Source organism: Mesorhizobium waimense, from assembly GCF_003601975.1.
Lineage (GTDB): Bacteria > Pseudomonadota > Alphaproteobacteria > Rhizobiales > Rhizobiaceae > Mesorhizobium > Mesorhizobium waimense.
Map to the genome: position 1 here is coordinate 116092 of NZ_QZWZ01000002.1, position 15378 is coordinate 131469.

The window sequence follows — 15378 nt, forward strand, 5'->3', positions numbered from 1 at the left end:
TTTTGTTTCTATGGAATTTCGGAAATGCCGCCTTGGCTAAAATCTCGCCTGTAAACGGCGGATTTCTGACATCGCTGTCGCCGCGCCGGCGCTTTGATGGGCCATGACCGAACCAAGACGCAAACGCGGCGCCGAGCGAACCAGCAACAGGGGCCCGGCCGCCATCCCGCAACTGCCGCTGAGACGGGTGACCAATCCCTATCCGCCGATGGCCATGCTCTCGGCCGACCAGATCGAGGCGATACATGAAGCTGCGATGCACATTCTGGAAAATTTCGGCATCGAGGTAATGAGCCCGCGGGCGTTGTCGTTGTTCGAGAGGGCTGGGGCCAAGGTCGATCACGCGACGGCGAATGTCCGCATCGATCGCGGTATGGTCGAGGAAGCGCTGAAAACGACGCGCTCGAGTTATACGCTGACGCCACGCAACCCGGCCAACGCCGTCCATCTCGGCGGCAACACCATCAATTTCACGCTGGTCGCCGGGCCGCCCAATGTGCACGATATGGAACGCGGCCGCCGCGCCGGCAATTTGCGCGATTATTCCGACCTCACCCGGCTGGCGCAGCATTTCAACTGCATCCACATGCTTGGCAACCAGGTCTGCGCGCCGGTGGAGCTGCCGGCAAATTCCCGCCACCTCGACACCTACTTCACCAATCTGACGCTGACCGACAAGAGCTTCCATGTCTCGGCGATCGGGCGGGGCAGGGCGCTGGACGGCATCGAGATGATGGCGATCGCGCGGGGCTTGAGCCTTGACCAGATGCGCGACGACCCGGGCATCACCACCATCATCTCGGTCAACTCGCCGCGCCGCTTCGACGAGATGATGGCCGAAGGGCTGATGACGATGGCCGAGTTCGGCCAGTCTGTCGCGGTGACCCCGTTCACGCTGATGGGGGCAATGAGCCCGGTCACGCTGGCCGGCGCGCTGGCGCAGCAGAATGCCGAGGCGCTGTTCGGCGTGGTGCTGACGCAGCTTGTGCGTGCCGGCGCACCGGTGATGTACGGCGCCTTCACTTCCAATGTCGACATGAAGTCGGGCGCACCGGCTTTCGGCACGCCGGAGAACACCAAGGCCAACATCGCGTCCGGACAACTGGCGCGACGCTACAATCTGCCTTACCGCACGACGCCGGGCTCAGCCTCTAACGCCGCCGACGCGCAAGGTGCCTATGAGACGCTGATGGCCCTGTGGGGCGCGGTGCTCGGCCACGGCAATCTCGTCTACCACGCTGCTGGCTGGCAGGAGGGCGGGCTGACGGCATCGTTCGAAAAGCTCATCATCGATGTCGAAATGATCCAGCACATGATGGAGTTTCTACGCCCGATCGTGGTCGATGAAGCCGAATTGGCAGTCGAGGCGCTGGGTGCGGTGCCGACCGGCGGCCATTTCTTCGGCGAGCCGCACACGCTGGAGCGCTACGCCACCGCCTTCTACCAGCCGATGCTGTCCAACTGGCAGAACTACGAGGCCTGGCAGGAGGCCGGCGGGCTCGACGCCACGGCGCGTGCGACGCGACTGTGGAAGAAGGCATTGGAAGATTATGTCGAACCGGTGATGGATGTTGCCGTGCGCGAAGCGCTGGAGACCTATGTGGCCAAGCGCAAGGAAGCGATTGGGCAGGGCGAGCCGTGATGCACCGCTCCTCCCATCTCGATTCATATCATCCGTCCAACTCAATGAAATAACGAGAAGAACTCATGAAGTCGCATGCAAAGGTCGTGGTCATTGGCGGCGGTGTCGTCGGATGTTCCGTGCTGTTCCACCTGGCCCGCCATGGCTGGACCGATGTCGTGCTTCTGGAGCGCGACGAGCTGACGTCCGGCTCGACCTGGCATGCGGCGGGCGGCATGCACACGATCAATGGCGATCCCAACGTCGCCAAGCTGCAGAAATACACGATCTCGCTCTACAAGGAGATCGAGGAGCTGTCGGGGCAGGCGACCGGCGTGCACCTGACCGGCGGCGTGCTTCTGGCAGCCACCGAGGCGCGGCTTGACTGGCTGCGCGGCGTCGTTGCCAAGGGCCGCTATCTCGGCATCGACCTCGAGGAGATCTCTCCCAACGAGGCGGCTGAACTGATGCCGCTGCTCGATCCCAAGCAGTTCGTAGGTGCTGTCAGAAACAAGGAGGACGGCCATCTCGACCCGTCCGGCGTCACCCATGCCTATGCCAAGGCCGCGCGCAAGCTCGGCGCCGATGTCGAACGATTCACCAAAGTCGAGGACATCGTGCGGCGCCCCGACGGGATGTGGCGTGTCATCACCAACAAGGGCGAGGTGGTGGCCGAGCATGTCGTCAATGCCGGCGGTCTGTGGGCGCGCGAGGTCGGCCGCATGGTCGGGCTCGAACTGCCGGTGCTCGCCATGGAGCACATGTACCTCATCACCGAGGACATGCCGGAGGTCGCCGCCTGGAACGCCAAGACCGGAACCGAGATCATCCACGCGGTCGATTTCGATGGCGAACTGTATCTGCGCCAGGAGCGCGGCGGCATGCTGATGGGCACTTATGAAAAGGCCAACAAGCCGTGGTCCGAGTTCCAGACGCCGTGGAATTTCGGCCATGAACTGCTGGAGCCGGACATCGACCGCATCGCGCCGTCGCTGGAGGTCGGTTTCCGCCATTTCCCCGCCTTCCAGAACACCGGCATCAAGCAGATCATCAACGGGCCGTTCACCTTTGCACCTGACGGCAATCCGCTGGTCGGGCCGGTACGCGGCCTGCCGGGTTTTTGGGTCGCCTGCGGCGTCATGGCGGGATTCTCGCAGGGCGGCGGCGTCGGCCTGGCTTTGTCGAACTGGATGATCGAGGGCGATCCCGGCGCCGACATCTGGGCGATGGATGTTTCGCGCTATGGCGACTGGGCGACGATGGCCTATACCAATGCCAAGGTGCGCGAGAATTATTCGCGGCGCTTCTCGATCCGCTTCCCCAATGAGGAATTGCCGGCCGGGCGGCCGCTGAAGACGACGCCGGTCTACGACCTTTTGTCAGCCAGGGGCGCGCAGTGGGGTGTCTCCTATGGGCTAGAGGTGCCGCTCTGGTATGCGCCTGAAGGCGTCAAGGATGAGTTCTCGTGGCGGCGTTCGAGCGATTTTTCCCACGTCGCCCGCGAGGTCGCGTCGGTTCGTGGGAGCGTCGGCCTGGCGGAGATTTCGAACTTTGCCAAATACAAGGTCACGGGCGAGGGGGCGGCAACGTGGCTCGACCGTATCCTTGCCTGCAAGCTGCCGAAACCCGGCCGCATGACGCTGGCGCCGATGCTGAAGGAGGACGGCAGGCTGATTGGCGATTTCACGCTCGCCAACCTCGGTGCCCCCAATTCCAATAGGGGCGAATGGTTCATCGCCGGCTCCGGCCTCGCCGAGCAGTACCACATGCGCTGGTTCGAGGCGCATCTTCCTGCCGACGGCTCGGTTCGCATCGAGGCGCTGGGGCAAAAACTCACGGGTCTCGCAATCGCCGGACCGAAGGTCCGAGAGATGCTGGCGAAAGTCACCCGCGCGGATGTCTCCAATTCTGTTTTTCCCTTCATGGCAGTCGCGAAAATGGATATCGGCATGGCGCCATGCCTGGTGGGCCGTGTCAGCTATACCGGCGATCTCGGCTACGAGATGTGGGTGGCGCCGGAATATCAGCGCGCCGCGTTCCAGGCACTGATGGCGGCCGGCGAGGAATTCGGCATCGGCCTGTTCGGCTCGCGTGCGCTCAATGCGCTCAGGCTGGAGAAGAATTACGGCTCATGGGCGCGCGAATACCGGCCGATCTACGGACCGCTGGAGGCCGGGCTCGATCGCTTCGTCGCCTATGGCAAGGAGGCCGATTTCATCGGCAAGCAGGCGGCGCTTGCCGAGCGCAAGCAAGGCGGCAGGCTGCGTTTGCGAACCTTCATCGTCGAGGCCGACGATGCCGATGTCATCGGCGACGAGCCGATCTGGTTCGACGGCGCCGTGCGTGGTTGGGTCACTTCGGGCGGCTATGCGCATCATTCGAAAAAGTCCGTCGCCATCGGTTATGTGGCCAAGGAGATTGCCGACGAGAGCGACGGCTTCGAGATTGAATTGCTGGGCAAGCGCCATGCCGCACGCATGCAGCCTGTGCCGCTGTTCGATGCCAACTTCGAGCGGATGCGCGCCTGATCCAAGACGCGCATCTTCTCGGCCTGCTCAGGCGCTGCGGCGGTTGTCCAGCGCGAAGGCGCCGGCGCCGGCAAACACCAGGTAGAGGAAGATGAAGCAGAAGGAGATCGCCGCATCGCCGCCATTGTTGACCGGGAAGAAGTCGCGCGGCATGTGCGCCATAAAATAGGCGATCGCCATCTCGCCGCAGAGCAGGAACGCCACCGGCCGGGTGAAAAGCCCAAGCGCCAGCAGGATGCCGCCGACGAATTCGAGGATGGCGGCGGTGAGCGTCAGCCCGGTCAAGGTGCCCGCATGCTCGCCGACCGGGAAATTGAACAGTTTTTGCGAGCCATGCTCGATGAACTGCAACGCCGTCATGACGCGCAGCACGGCCAGAGCCTGTGGTTGAAATCTGGCGAGACCTTCAAAAAGCTTCATCTAAAACTCCATTTTTCGACCCATCCAGCCCGGCCATAGATTATCGCCCGTTAATGGACCATTCACTTCCCACGGCCTGCCATCAACAATCGGTGATTGGAAATGTTCCCCAATCTGACCTCGTATTGCTCTCTCTATGGTTGCATTATTATCGCTATGGTTGTATTGATATGTAGATATTCCAAACCAAGTGGGTCCCCTTTGCCATGAAAAAAGTCGCCATCAGCCTATTCGCCATCCTTGCAGGCACCAGCGTCGCCATAGCCGACGACGCCGGCTGTGCAGCCTTCAAGTGGCCGGTGACGGGCGAGCAGGCGCTGTTTGCTGCAGCGCCGGCGGCACGGCCAGGCGCGACGCTGGAGACCGAAGCGGCCGCCGACCTTTCTCTGGAACCGATCGACACTGCTACCTTCGAGGTTGCGCCTGAACGGCCTCTGGCGTTTGGCACCTTTGGCGCGACCGCCAGCCTGGTTGTACCGCCCGAAGGGACAATCAGGATAACCCTGTCCGACGAGGCCTGGATCGATGTCATTCAGGACGGCCATGCCATTTGGGCTTCAGCGGCGTAAAGACCTGCACGGGCATCCGCAAGAGCATGCGCTTCAAGCTGTCCGCCGGCCCGGCCACAATCCAGCTCAGCGGTGCCAAGCAGGCGAACCTCAAGGTCGCGGTGTTGTCGCCGGAGTAATCTCAAAGGGCATAGGGCCGGCGGGACGGCGCCCCCCCTCTGTCCTGCCGGACATCTCCCCCGCTTGGGGGAGACTGGCAGTTGCTGCTGGTTTCGCCATTCTCGGCGCGACGCTGCTACCGAACCGGCGCCATCAGCGCGAAATGCGCGCCTTGCGGATCCTGGCACTGCACGATCCAGCTGCCGCCGGGAACCTCCATCGGGCCCATCAAGATCTTGCCGCCATTGTCGGTGACGCGCTTGGCCGCCGCATCGATGGCTGGCACGTTGAAATAGAACTGCCACACCGGCACGGGGATCTGCTCGGGCTTGTTCATCATGCCGCCGCCGGATTCGGGGCCGGCCGCAAAAGTCTGGTAGATGCCCATCGGCCCCATATCCATGGCATCGCCCTTTTCCCAGCCGAACTGACCGGAATAGAAATCGAAGGCGGCCTTCCAGTCCGACGTATAGAGTTCGTGCCAGCCTATATGGCCGGGCGTGTTGGCCTGCACCGGCGGCTGGTCGGGGCCGTTCGGCTGCAGGAGCATGAAGGTAGCACCCTGCGGGTCGGCGACGACGGCAAAGCGGCCGACGCCCGGAATGTCATCGGGAGCGCGGTGAAGCTTGCCGCCGGCGTCCTTCAGCGATTGCGTCGCGGCATCGACGTCCTTGGTGTGAACATAGCCGAGCCAGGCCGGCGGCATGCCCATCTTGGCCGCGTCCTCCGGCAAGGTCATCAGCCCGCCGACGCCGCGCTCGCCGACATTCATGACGATGTAACGCGGCATGCCGGGCGCCATGTCGAACGGCTGTGCGGTCCAGCCAACGACAGCAGTGTAGAAGGCCTCGGCGGCGTCGAGGTCGGTGGTCATCAATTCATACCAGAAGAAGGGCATCGGGGATTTGGGCATTGTCGGTCTCCTCACCGTTTCATGCATCGATCGCGGTCGATCCATCCTAGGACGATCCTCGCGACAGAAATCCGACATCTGGGCCAGAAATCGAGGACGGCAAGGGCGCCGTTGTTCCAGTCTTGCCTCCTTTGCGGTTTTCGCCTTTCCTTGTCCCAACGAGGGGTTGTCGATCCATGCGCCAGATGTCGCTCACGCCGGACCTTGTCGCACTGTGCCATCGGGAGGAGGTCGATCCTGGCCCTGATGGCAGTTGGACTCAGTTGAACGATGACGATTTCCGGACTCTGGCCTTGCGTCTGTCCGGCGAAGCCGACGAGGGGCCATTGTGGGTTTTCGCCTATGGCTCGCTGATCTGGAAGCCGGCATTCGAATCCGTCGAGCGACAGCGTGCCACCGCCTTTGGCTGGCATCGCTCCTTCTGCCTCGACATGGTCCGTTGGCGCGGCAGCGTGGCGCAGCCGGGCCTGATGATGGCGCTCGAACGGGGCGGGCGATGCGATGGCGTGATCTACCGTCTGCCCGACGGTGAGAAGCCTGCGCAGATCGAAAGGCTGCTGCGACGTGAGATCGATGATCACGAGAGCATCGGCTCGGTGCGATGGGTTCCGGTGCGCACGGCGCAAAGGACGTTGCGGGCGCTGGGCTTCTGGGTCGGGGTGACCGGCAGGGGCACCTCGCTCAACCAGCCGCTGGAGACGGTGGCAAAGGTGCTGGCGCGCGCCTGCGGGCATGTCGGCTCCGGAGCGGAGTATCTCTACAACACCGTCAGCCACCTCGAAGAATTCGGCATCCAGGACCGCAATCTTTGGCGACTGCAGCGACTGGTCGCGGACGAGATCAGGTCGATCCATGGCCACGTTGAGACCGGTGCTCACTCCGCGTCGGCAGTTCCAATAACATGACTATAATTATCATGTTTTTATCGAAAGATTTCAGCAGCTTGGCCGAAAATTGACCAATTGATAAAAAAATAAAACGTGCTAGCCTTCCCCAAAACGAAAACAAGGGGAACCGGAATGGCGACTGGTCATTTCAAGGAAGGCATCGCCGGCGGCCGGCTGTCATCCGAGCAATATGCCGACAATTTTTCCGATCTGCACCCGCCGCTCGATCATCACGAGGCGCTGGTCGAATCCGATCGCTGCTACTTCTGCTACGATGCGCCGTGCATGAACGCATGCCCGACTTCGATCGACATCCCGCTGTTCATCCGCCAGATATCGACCGGCAATCCGATCGGCTCGGCCAAGACGATCTTCGACCAGAACATCCTGGGCGGCATGTGCGCTCGCGTCTGCCCGACCGAGACGCTCTGCGAAGAGGTCTGCGTGCGCGAGGTGGCGGAAGGCAAGCCGGTGCAGATCGGCCGCCTGCAGCGCTACGCCACCGATGTCGCCATGAGCGAGAACAAGCAATTTTATCCGCGCCCGGAGCCGACCGGAAGAACGGTTGCCGTGGTCGGCGCTGGGCCGGCGGGTCTGGCGGCCGCACACCGGCTCGCCCGCCATGGCCACGACGTGACCATTTTGGAAGCGCGGCCGAAGGCTGGCGGGCTCAATGAATATGGCATCGCCGCCTACAAGAGCGTCGACAATTTCGCCCAGGCCGAGGTCGATTATGTGACCTCGATCGGCGGCATCGACATCCAGAACGGCAAGGCGCTCGGCCGCGACTATCAGCTGTCGGATCTGATCCGCAATTACGACGCCGTGTTCCTCGGCATGGGGCTTGGCGGCGTCAACGCGCTGCGTGCCGATGGCGAGGACGCGGACGGCGTGACCAATGCGGTCGAGTTCATCGCCGAGCTTCGCCAGGCCAGCGATCTTTCCGGCCTGCCGGTCGGCCGGCGTGTCGTCGTCATCGGCGGCGGTATGACGGCGATCGACGCCGCGGTGCAGTCGAAGCTGCTCGGTGCCGAGGAAGTGACGATCTGCTACCGGCGCGGCCAGGAGCATATGAATGCCTCCGGCTTCGAGCAGGATCTGGCCGCTGCCAACGGCGTCACCATCCGCCACTGGCTGCAGCCGAAGCGCGTGATTGCCGAGGGCGGCAAGGTGTCGGGCATCGAACTCGAATACACGGCAATGAACGGCGACAAGCTCGCCGGCACCGGCGAGACGCTGACGCTTGTCGCAGACCAGGTGTTCAAGGCAATCGGCCAGAGTTTTGTCCCTGCCGCGCTCAACGGCAGCGGGGCATCGATCGAACTCGAAGCCGGCCGCATCAAGGTCGATGCCGAAGGCCGGACGTCGCTTGCGAAGGTCTGGGCCGGTGGCGACTGCATTTTCGGCGGTGACGACCTGACCGTCTCGGCCGTGGCGCAAGGCCGCGACGCGGCGGAATCGATCAACCGGGCACTGACCTCGAACGGGAGGGCATGAGCATGGCAGATATCAGAAACAATTTCGTCGGCATCAAATCGCCAAATCCGTTCTGGCTGGCCTCGGCGCCGCCTACCGACAAGGCCTACAACGTCATCCGCGCCTTCAAGGCGGGCTGGGGCGGGGTGGTCTGGAAGACGCTCGGCGAGGAAGGTCCGCCGGTCGTCAACGTCAATGGTCCGCGCTATGGCGCGATCTGGGGTGCGGACCGCCGCCTGCTCGGCCTCAACAACATTGAGCTGATCACCGACCGCGACCTGCAGGTCAATTTGCGCGAGATCAAACAGGTCAAGAAGGACTGGCCCGACCGCGCCATCGTCGTCTCGCTGATGGTGCCGTGCGTCGAGGATGCCTGGAAGGCGATCCTGCCGGTGGTCGAGGAGACGGAGGCCGACGGCATCGAGCTCAATTTCGGTTGTCCGCACGGCATGTCGGAGCGCGGCATGGGTGCTGCCGTCGGCCAGGTGCCGGAATACATCGAAATGGTGGTGCGCTGGTGCAAGCAAAACACCCGCATGCCAGTCATCACCAAGCTGACGCCCAACATCACCGATGTGCGCAAGCCGGCGCGCGCGGCGCACTCCGGCGGCACCGATGCGGTGTCGCTGATCAACACCATCAATTCGATCACCGGTGTCGACCTCGACAGCTTCGCGCCGCAGCCGACCATCGACGGCAAGGGTTCGCATGGCGGCTATTGCGGCCCGGCTGTGAAGCCGATCGCCATGAATATGGTGGCCGAGATCGCGCGCGATCCCGAAACGCATGGCTTGCCGATCTCCGGCATTGGCGGCATCACCACCTGGCGCGACGCGGCCGAATTCATGGCGCTCGGCGCCGGCAACGTGCAGGTCTGCACGGCGGCGATGACCTACGGCTTCAAGATCGTGCAGGAGATGATCGCGGGCCTCGAAAACTGGATGGACGAGAAGGGCCATGCCTCGCTCGACGATATTGTCGGCCGCGCCACGCCCAATGTCACCGACTGGCAGTATCTCAATCTCAACTATGTCGCCAAGGCGCATATCGACCAGGACGCCTGCATCAAATGCGGTCGCTGCCACATCGCCTGCGAGGACACCTCGCACCAGGCGATCACCAGTATGGTCGACGGCAAGAGGCACTTCGAGGTGATCGAGGCCGAATGCGTCGGCTGCAATCTGTGCGTCAACGTCTGCCCGGTCGAAAATTGCATCACCATGGAGCCGCTGGCCGCTGGTGCGATGGACCAGCGCACCGGCAAACCGGTATCGCCGGTCTATGCCAATTGGACGACGCATCCCAACAACCCGATGGCCAAGGTGGCCGCGGAGTAAAATCGCCTCAACGTCATAGGGCGATGGCAATTAGGCAGCGGCGCTTGCGGGCGCCGCTGCTTTTTCGATAGCTATTGCAGATAAATATTATCCATGATATAAAATATCCACGAATAGGAGATCGGCACGATGAAGCTTGGTGAGGGCGTTGAGGCGGCGATCCACTGCGCTGCGATGCTCGCCGGCGTGGATGGGGCGGCGACCATGCCGGGCGCCGCGATGGCCGAGGCATTCGGCCTGTCGCCGAGCTATCTTCTGAAGCATCTCAACCAGCTCGCGGCGTCGGGCGTCCTGGAATCGGTGCCGGGGCCGGCGGGCGGCTACCGGCTGGCGCGGCCGGCGGAACGGATCACGCTGCTCGACATCGTGCTGGCAGTGGAGGGTCGCGAGCCGGCCTTCCGCTGTGGCGAGATCCGCCAGCGCGGCCCGGTCAGGCTCGATGCCTCCGCCTATGTGAAACCGTGCGGCATCAATGCCGCGATGCTCAAGGCCGAGCGTGCTTATCGGACCGCGCTCGCCGAGGCCCGGCTGTCCGACATCGTCGCTGCCTACCAGAGCGATGCCGATCCGCGATCGTTTGCCGCGAACTGTGCCTTCGTTGTGCGCCACCAGAGGCCGCAGAAAGTTCAACCAAGCAAGAGTGAAAGGTAAGAGGATGAAACAGAGGCTTCAGTTTTTCGCCAAGGCGCCGGAGATCATGAAGGCGGTGTCGGTGCTCAACAAGGCGGTCGACGAATGCGGGCTCGAGGTAAGCCTTCTGCACCTGATCAAGCTAAGGGCATCGCAGATCAATGGCTGTTCCTACTGCGTCGAGATGCACAGCCGCGAGGCCAGGCGCGACGGCGAGACAGAGCAGCGGCTCTACCTGGCTTCGGCCTGGAAGGAATCGCCGCTGTTTTCCGAGCGCGAACGCGCCGCCTTCGTCTGGACCGAAGCGGTGACCAAGATCGCCGAAAACGGTGTCTCGGACGACCTCTATGCACGGACGCTCGAGCATTTCTCGGAAGAGGAACTGGTCAAGCTGTCTGTCGCGATCGGCATGATCAACACCTGGAACCGGCTTTGCGTGCCGTTCCAGGCCATTCATCCGATGCCGGCGGCGAAGGCTGCCTGAGGCCGAGCTATCGCGCGGGCCGCATATGCAAGGCCCGCGCGCCTTTTTCGTTTGAGGATCAGCACCATGCTCGCAAATTTTCAGAATGAGATTCTGGTTGTCGCCCGCCTGCTGCTTGGCGGCGCCTTCGTCTTTGCCGGCCTGCGCAACATCGCGAACGCGGCCTTCCTGATCCAATTGATGACAGCACGCGGCGTGCCGCAGGCGGGGCTGGCGCTGTGGCTCGGCATCGCCCTGCAGATCGGTGCCGGCGGACTTGTCATAGTGGGCATCTGGACCGCACTTGCTGCCACAGGCCTGATCCTGTTCCTGGTCGTCGCGACGATCATGTTCGACAATTTCTGGGATCATCAGGGACCCGAACGAGCGGCTAGCATCAACGGCTTTGTCGCCAATGTCGCTCTGACCGGCGGCTTCCTGTCGCTGATGGCGCAGCCGCTTTGACCAGTTGGCGGCGCAGCCGGATCAATCGCCGCCCGATTAATCGCTTCGTCGCGAATGCCTGATAGGATTGGCGCAGTTTCGCTGTCGGAGCCTTTATGGAGCAAAGCTGGAACAGCTTCTGGGGGAGCGTTTCGCAGGCCTTCCACCATGCGCTGTTGCCGTTTCGGGCGATCGCCGAAGCGCTCGGCTATTTCCCCACCGACATGCAGATATGGTGCTTCCTGTGCGGCGTCTTTGTCCTCGTGCTCGTCGTCCCCCACACCTATGGCGATCTGGTGCTGCGCCGCCGCCGTGCCTATGCGACCGGCAAGGTGGTGAAGATCGACATGTCGGACGACGCGCCCAACACCCCGACCATAGAGTTCACCGATCGCCAGGGGCACATCTGGCGCTTCGACTCGAACCTGCCGGTCAATGATGCGACCGGTTCGGTCGGGGCGGCGGTCGAGGTGATGTATGATCCCCAGCGTCCGAACCGTGCGCGCGAAGCCGGGCGGCCGGTCATGAAGGCGGCTCACACGGCGCTCTGGTATACGATCGTGGCAGGCCTGATGGCGCTGGCCTTCTGGCCGGGCCTAACGTCCAACTGAGCCCTCGCTCTCAGGAAAGCATCCTCGCCGTGCCGCTCACGCGGCATAGCGCAGGCCTCCGTCGCAGGTCAGGACCTGGCCGGTGACGAAGCCGTTGGAGACGAGGAAGGCGATGGCGTCGGCGACATCTTCGGCGCGGCCGATGCGGCCGACTGGTGTCTTGCCGGCATACTCGGTGAACACGGCCCGCCGCTGCTCATCAGGCAGGAAATGCCACCAGGGCGTATCGATGACGCCCGGCGCCACGACGTTGACGCGCCGCGGCTTGAGCTCCACGGCCAGGATCGGCACCACCGTCAGCAACATGCCGTTGACGGCGGCGATGCCGGCGACGCCCGGCGCCGACAATTGCGCCGACACCGCCGAGATGAAGGTGACCGAGCCGTTCTTGTTCAGGGTCGGCAAGGCCGCCTGCAGGCATGACAGCTGCGGCAGGACTTTCTCGTCGACGCCGCCGCCGATGTCGGCAAGGTCGAGCGTTTCGAACGGACCAATTGCCTTGCCGCCGCTGGCGGCCAGGACAAGATGATCGAACGGACCGGTACGATCGAAGAATTGACGGACCTCGTCCGGCTTGGCGGCATCGAAGGCAGCCTTGTCGACGGCGCCGCCAAGGCTTTGCCACGCGGCGTCGAGCTTCTCCCGACTGCGACCGGTGATGGTCACCTTCATGCCTGGGCCAAGCAGTTTTCGCGCCGTGGCAAGGCCGATGCCGGAGGAGCCGCCGATGATGACGGTATGTTCGATCTTATTGCTCATGAATGCTTTTCCTTGGATGCGGTGGGAGCGAGGCCGACGAGGTCGAGGCTCAGTTCCCGCAATTGCTGTCTTGCCTTCGCGTCATAGGCTTGCGCATCGGCGCGGGATTCCCGCAGGCCGTCGAAATAGAGGCCGCTGCGGCCTTCGAGATCGGGCGATGTCGCGAGGTTGAGGATGGCTTCCGCGCCTTGCTCGACCGAACTCCATGGTGTGATGCCCGCCTGCCGGACCATGGTGGTGTTCATGTAGCTCGCCGGATGCAGAGCGTTGACGGTGACGCCGGTGCCCTTCAGCCGTTCTGCCAGGTCGACGGTGAACAGGATCTGCGCCAGCTTGCTCTGGCAGTAGGCACGAACGCCGTCATAGGCGCGGGTCAGCATGACGTCGCCGAAGTCGATCGCCTGCTGGCCGGCCGAGGCGACGTTGACGATGCGCGAAGGCGCGCTCGCCTTGAGCATCGGCAGAAGTTCTGCTGTCAGCAGGAAGCCGGCGAGATAATTGACGGCGAAGCGCAGTTCGTAACCGTCGGCGCTGACCTGCCGCTTCGCGCCCTGGCCGGCGGTGCCGATGCCGGCATTGTTGATGAGGATATCGAGCCGGTCGGTCCTGGCGCGCACGGCCTCTGCGAGGCGACGGACTTCGGCGAGCGAGGCGAGGTCGGCGTCCATCAACTCGGCCTTGCCGCCGGCGGCTTCGATTTCGGCGACCACCGCCTTGCCGCGCTCCGCATCGCGGCCATGCACCAGAACGCGGGCGCCACGGGCGCCGAGCCTTTGCACGACAACGCGACCGACGCCGTCGGTCGATCCGGTGATGAGGACGGTCTTGTCTTTCAGATCCATGCCTGGAGCCTCCGTGTTTGCTCTGAACGCAAGATGGGGCACCTGGCATGGCGCAAACAGTTTAAACTTTATCCTGGTATCGATACTGCTATGCTGGATTTATGGATGCTCCCACACACTCTCCCGAAGACAGCCGCCGGCGCGAGCTTGGTGCCTTCCTGCGTTCGCGCCGCGAACGACTTTCGCCGTCGGCCACCGGAATCGCTGCGGGCCAGAGGCGGCGCACGCCTGGCCTGCGCCGCGAGGAGGTGGCGATGATCGCCCGCGTCGGCACGACCTGGTACACCTGGCTGGAACAGGGCAGGGACGTGCGGCCCTCGGTCGAGGTGCTGACGGCGCTTTGCGGGGCGCTACGGCTCGATGCCGCCGAGAAGCGGCATTTGTTCACGCTTGCCGGCCGCCAGCAGCCTGAGCGTCGTGCCGTGACGCCGGAAAAAGTGGACGGGCCTTTGCTGCACATGCTGCAGAGCCTTGTCTTGCAACCGGCCTATGTCGTCGGGCGGCGCTGGGACGTGCTGGCCTGGAATCCGGCAGCCGTAGCCGTTTTCGATGATTATGGCCTGCTGGAAGGTGACGCCCGCAACATCGTCCACATGGTCTTCACCAACCCGCACCATCGCCGCCTGCTTGTCGACTGGGAGCAACTGGCGCGCTCAGTGCTTGCCTCGTTTCGGGCCGAGAGCGCGAAATATGTCGGCGATCCGGATTTCGAACGGCTGATCGAGTTGATGACACGCTCAAGTCCAGAATTCCGGGCGTGGTGGCCGCAGCGGGATGTGGCGCGCAGATTGTCGGGTGTGAAGCACATCCGGCACCCGATCGCCGGCGCGATGACTTTCGAGCATATGAGCCTTTCGATCGACGACGGCTCGGATATGCGGCTGATCGTCTACACGCCGCTCGCCGAGCAGAATTCGATCGCCAAGCTGCAGCTGCTGCTGGAGGCGCTGCCGGCCGAGCGGCGCAGCGCCTGATTTCTGCCCGAGGCTAGCCTTTCGGCTTCAGCCCTTCGATGAACAGCTGTTCCAGGAACCTCGCGGCATCCTCGAAGCGGCCGTCGCCGCCGCGGTCGGCGCCGAGCACGGCGCGGACCTGGACATCGAAATCGGCATAGTGCTGCGTCGTCGCCCAGATCGAGAAGATCAGGTGCCAGGGATCTGTGCGCACAATCTTGCCGGCGCGCATCCAGCCTTTGATGATGGCGGCCTTCTCGTCGACCAGCGTCTTCAGCTCGCCTTCCAGCAGCGGCATGATGCGCGGCGCGCCTTGCAGGATCTCGTTGGCGAACAGCCGGCTCTCGCGCGGGAAATCGCGCGCCATTTCGAGCTTGCGCCGAATGTAGCTGCGCAGTTCGGTCAAGGGATCGCCGATGTCGTCGAGTTCGCGCAGCGGCGCCAGCCAGGTCGCGAGCAGCCGCTCCATCAGCGTTTCGTGAATGTCTTCCTTGCGGCGGAAGTAGTAGAGCAGGTTCGGCTTCGACATGCCGGCGGCTTCGGCGATCTGGTCGATGGTCGAGCCGCGGAACCCGTTGGCGGAGAAGACTTCGAGCGCCGCTTCCAGGATCAGCTCACGCTTTTCCTGCTGGATGCGGGTGCGGCGAGGGGCGGAGCCTTCCATCGTCTCCGTCATCCTTGCCGGCCGCGGCCGCGCGGGCTCTCTGGACCAATTCTCTGGACCAGTTTTTCCCCGGCCTGTGGAGCGCGCTTCCGATACCGCATTTCCGCTAGTAGTCCCTTGACCGCCGACAGGGCGGTGCTAACGTTTGTCCAATCGGTCAAA

At 63.4% G+C, this 15378-nt stretch carries 17 protein-coding genes; 12 read left to right on the forward strand and 5 right to left on the reverse strand.

All coding sequences use genetic code 11. The features are described 5' to 3' along the window. The first annotated feature begins 103 nt into the window (after positions 1 to 103). Positions 104 to 1642, forward strand: coding sequence for a trimethylamine methyltransferase family protein (locus tag D3227_RS03115; RefSeq protein ID WP_120012427.1), 1539 nt, complete (start codon positions 104 to 106; stop codon positions 1640 to 1642). Positions 1643 to 1707: 65 nt separating this feature from the next. Continuing rightward, on the forward strand, positions 1708 to 4149 hold the full coding sequence (locus D3227_RS03120; RefSeq protein ID WP_120012429.1) for a GcvT family protein: 2442 nt from the start codon (positions 1708 to 1710) through the stop codon (positions 4147 to 4149). A 27-nt stretch (positions 4150 to 4176) separates the two neighbouring features. On the opposite strand, the gene D3227_RS03125 is transcribed toward D3227_RS03120, so the two are convergent. Next, the gene (locus D3227_RS03125; RefSeq protein WP_120012431.1) at positions 4177 to 4569 is read right to left on the reverse strand and encodes a DoxX family protein; all 393 of its coding nucleotides are present in this window, start codon (positions 4567 to 4569) and stop codon (positions 4177 to 4179) included. Positions 4570 to 4775: 206 nt separating this feature from the next. Between D3227_RS03125 and D3227_RS03130 the strand changes: the two genes are divergently transcribed. Then, a complete protein-coding gene (locus D3227_RS03130; RefSeq protein ID WP_342633988.1) occupies positions 4776 to 5138 on the forward strand; it encodes a hypothetical protein in 363 nt (120 codons plus the stop codon). Continuing rightward, positions 5120 to 5257 carry a hypothetical protein gene (locus tag D3227_RS44015; RefSeq protein ID WP_342633989.1) on the forward strand — a complete coding sequence of 46 codons (138 nt, stop codon included), beginning with the start codon at positions 5120 to 5122 and terminating at the stop codon, positions 5255 to 5257. Before D3227_RS03130 ends, D3227_RS44015 begins: the two co-directional genes overlap by 19 nt. Before the next feature lie 116 nt (positions 5258 to 5373). Here D3227_RS44015 and D3227_RS03135 read toward each other — a convergent pair whose 3' ends face one another. Beyond that, on the reverse strand, positions 5374 to 6150 hold the full coding sequence (locus D3227_RS03135) for a VOC family protein (RefSeq protein ID WP_120012433.1): 777 nt from the start codon (positions 6148 to 6150) through the stop codon (positions 5374 to 5376). Positions 6151 to 6326: 176 nt separating this feature from the next. Here D3227_RS03135 and D3227_RS03140 point away from each other — a divergent pair, with 176 nt between their 5' ends. The 7 genes from D3227_RS03140 (at position 6327) to D3227_RS03170 (ending at position 11998) form a co-directional block, all read left to right on the forward strand. Continuing rightward, positions 6327 to 7055, forward strand: coding sequence for a gamma-glutamylcyclotransferase (locus tag D3227_RS03140; RefSeq protein WP_120012435.1), 729 nt, complete (start codon positions 6327 to 6329; stop codon positions 7053 to 7055). A 114-nt stretch (positions 7056 to 7169) separates the two neighbouring features. Further along, the gene (locus D3227_RS03145; protein ID WP_120012437.1) at positions 7170 to 8534 is read left to right on the forward strand and encodes an NAD(P)-dependent oxidoreductase; all 1365 of its coding nucleotides are present in this window, start codon (positions 7170 to 7172) and stop codon (positions 8532 to 8534) included. Positions 8535 to 8536: 2 nt separating this feature from the next. Then, on the forward strand, positions 8537 to 9850 hold the full coding sequence (gene preA, locus D3227_RS03150) for an NAD-dependent dihydropyrimidine dehydrogenase subunit PreA (protein WP_120013030.1): 1314 nt from the start codon (positions 8537 to 8539) through the stop codon (positions 9848 to 9850). A gap of 129 nt (positions 9851 to 9979) precedes the next feature. Then, a complete protein-coding gene (locus tag D3227_RS03155; protein ID WP_120012439.1) occupies positions 9980 to 10501 on the forward strand; it encodes an RrF2 family transcriptional regulator in 522 nt (173 codons plus the stop codon). A gap of 4 nt (positions 10502 to 10505) precedes the next feature. Then, positions 10506 to 10964 (forward strand): carboxymuconolactone decarboxylase family protein, encoded by a 459-nt coding sequence (locus tag D3227_RS03160; protein WP_120012441.1) that lies wholly within the window; start codon positions 10506 to 10508, stop codon positions 10962 to 10964. A gap of 66 nt (positions 10965 to 11030) precedes the next feature. Then, complete coding sequence (locus D3227_RS03165; RefSeq protein ID WP_120012443.1) at positions 11031 to 11408, forward strand: DoxX family protein; 378 nt, start codon at positions 11031 to 11033, stop codon at positions 11406 to 11408. 95 nt (positions 11409 to 11503) lie between these two features. Beyond that, positions 11504 to 11998, forward strand: coding sequence for a DUF3592 domain-containing protein (locus tag D3227_RS03170; protein WP_120012445.1), 495 nt, complete (start codon positions 11504 to 11506; stop codon positions 11996 to 11998). Positions 11999 to 12034: 36 nt separating this feature from the next. Here the strand turns inward: D3227_RS03170 and D3227_RS03175 are convergent, their stop codons facing one another. After that, the gene (locus D3227_RS03175) at positions 12035 to 12757 is read right to left on the reverse strand and encodes an SDR family oxidoreductase (RefSeq protein ID WP_120012447.1); all 723 of its coding nucleotides are present in this window, start codon (positions 12755 to 12757) and stop codon (positions 12035 to 12037) included. Then, positions 12754 to 13599, reverse strand: a complete 846-nt coding sequence (locus D3227_RS03180) for an SDR family oxidoreductase (RefSeq protein WP_120012449.1) — start codon at positions 13597 to 13599, stop codon at positions 12754 to 12756. The genes D3227_RS03175 and D3227_RS03180 overlap by 4 nt, the downstream gene beginning before the upstream one ends. Before the next feature lie 101 nt (positions 13600 to 13700). On the opposite strand from D3227_RS03180, the gene D3227_RS03185 reads away from it, so the two are divergent. After that, positions 13701 to 14573 (forward strand): helix-turn-helix transcriptional regulator, encoded by an 873-nt coding sequence (locus D3227_RS03185; protein WP_120012451.1) that lies wholly within the window; start codon positions 13701 to 13703, stop codon positions 14571 to 14573. A gap of 13 nt (positions 14574 to 14586) precedes the next feature. Here D3227_RS03185 and D3227_RS03190 read toward each other — a convergent pair whose 3' ends face one another. Next, positions 14587 to 15216, reverse strand: a complete 630-nt coding sequence (locus D3227_RS03190; RefSeq protein WP_006204157.1) for a TetR family transcriptional regulator C-terminal domain-containing protein — start codon at positions 15214 to 15216, stop codon at positions 14587 to 14589. Positions 15217 to 15378 lie beyond the last annotated feature (162 nt).

Bases quoted from the DNA above. Each gene is read 5' to 3' on its own strand.
- D3227_RS03115 (WP_120012427.1), top strand. From the start codon at position 104: ATGACCGAACCAAGACGCAAACGCGGCGCCGAGCGAACCAGCAACAGG.
- D3227_RS03120 (WP_120012429.1), top strand. From the start codon at position 1,708: ATGAAGTCGCATGCAAAGGTCGTGGTCATTGGCGGCGGTGTCGTCGGA.
- D3227_RS03125 (WP_120012431.1), bottom strand. From the start codon at position 4,569: ATGAAGCTTTTTGAAGGTCTCGCCAGATTTCAACCACAGGCTCTGGCC.
- D3227_RS03130 (WP_342633988.1), top strand. From the start codon at position 4,776: ATGAAAAAAGTCGCCATCAGCCTATTCGCCATCCTTGCAGGCACCAGC.
- D3227_RS03135 (WP_120012433.1), bottom strand. From the start codon at position 6,150: ATGCCCAAATCCCCGATGCCCTTCTTCTGGTATGAATTGATGACCACC.
- D3227_RS03140 (WP_120012435.1), top strand. From the start codon at position 6,327: ATGCGCCAGATGTCGCTCACGCCGGACCTTGTCGCACTGTGCCATCGG.
- D3227_RS03145 (WP_120012437.1), top strand. From the start codon at position 7,170: ATGGCGACTGGTCATTTCAAGGAAGGCATCGCCGGCGGCCGGCTGTCA.
- preA (WP_120013030.1), top strand. From the start codon at position 8,537: ATGGCAGATATCAGAAACAATTTCGTCGGCATCAAATCGCCAAATCCG.
- D3227_RS03155 (WP_120012439.1), top strand. From the start codon at position 9,980: ATGAAGCTTGGTGAGGGCGTTGAGGCGGCGATCCACTGCGCTGCGATG.
- D3227_RS03160 (WP_120012441.1), top strand. From the start codon at position 10,506: ATGAAACAGAGGCTTCAGTTTTTCGCCAAGGCGCCGGAGATCATGAAG.
- D3227_RS03165 (WP_120012443.1), top strand. From the start codon at position 11,031: ATGCTCGCAAATTTTCAGAATGAGATTCTGGTTGTCGCCCGCCTGCTG.
- D3227_RS03170 (WP_120012445.1), top strand. From the start codon at position 11,504: ATGGAGCAAAGCTGGAACAGCTTCTGGGGGAGCGTTTCGCAGGCCTTC.
- D3227_RS03175 (WP_120012447.1), bottom strand. From the start codon at position 12,757: ATGAGCAATAAGATCGAACATACCGTCATCATCGGCGGCTCCTCCGGC.
- D3227_RS03180 (WP_120012449.1), bottom strand. From the start codon at position 13,599: ATGGATCTGAAAGACAAGACCGTCCTCATCACCGGATCGACCGACGGC.
- D3227_RS03185 (WP_120012451.1), top strand. From the start codon at position 13,701: ATGGATGCTCCCACACACTCTCCCGAAGACAGCCGCCGGCGCGAGCTT.
- D3227_RS03190 (WP_006204157.1), bottom strand. From the start codon at position 15,216: ATGGAAGGCTCCGCCCCTCGCCGCACCCGCATCCAGCAGGAAAAGCGT.